Source organism: Tamlana crocina, assembly GCF_012037625.1.
This window is the reverse complement of the sequence record NZ_JAAVJS010000111.1, coordinates 1-570: the sequence shown is the minus strand read 5'-3', so window position 1 is coordinate 570 and position 570 is coordinate 1. Positions and strand designations below refer to the sequence as shown.

The 570-nt window shown below is 47.9% G+C and carries 1 protein-coding gene; it reads left to right on the top strand.

Annotation, left to right across the window (positions count from 1 at the left end):
• On the top strand, window positions 1-570 hold a 570-nt coding region (locus HC176_RS15860), incomplete at both ends, for a thiolase family protein (protein WP_280818694.1).

Below are 570 nucleotides of genomic sequence, written 5' to 3'. Positions count from 1 at the left end.
GCCTGAAGCCGAACAGGGGCTCAACGTGGGACGCTTTATCTCCCTCATGGGACTCGACATTAAAGATGTTCCGGGGATGACGGTGAACCGCTATTGCGCATCGGGTCTTGAGACTATTGCAATAGCAACAGCTAAGATCCAAAGCGGAATGGCCAACTGCATCATTGCAGGGGGAGCCGAAAGCATGAGCTATATTCCAATGGGAGGTTATAAACCTGTACCTAATTACGAACTGGCAAAAGCAGGACGGGAAGATTACTACTGGGGAATGGGTCTAACCGCTGAAGCAGTAGCTAAAAAGTACAATGTTTCACGGGAAGCACAGGATGAATTCGCCTTCAATTCTCACCAGAAGGCACTCAAAGCTCAAAAAGAAGATCGTTTTCAGGATCAGATTGTTCCTATAACCATCGACCAAACCTATGTCGATGAGGACGGAAAGAAAAAAACCCGTTCCTATACCATAAACAAAGACGAAGGTCCGCGGGCAGATACTTCGAAGGAAGTATTGGCTAAACTGCGACCGGTATTTGAAGAAGGCGGTAGCGTAACTGCCGGGAACTCTTCCCA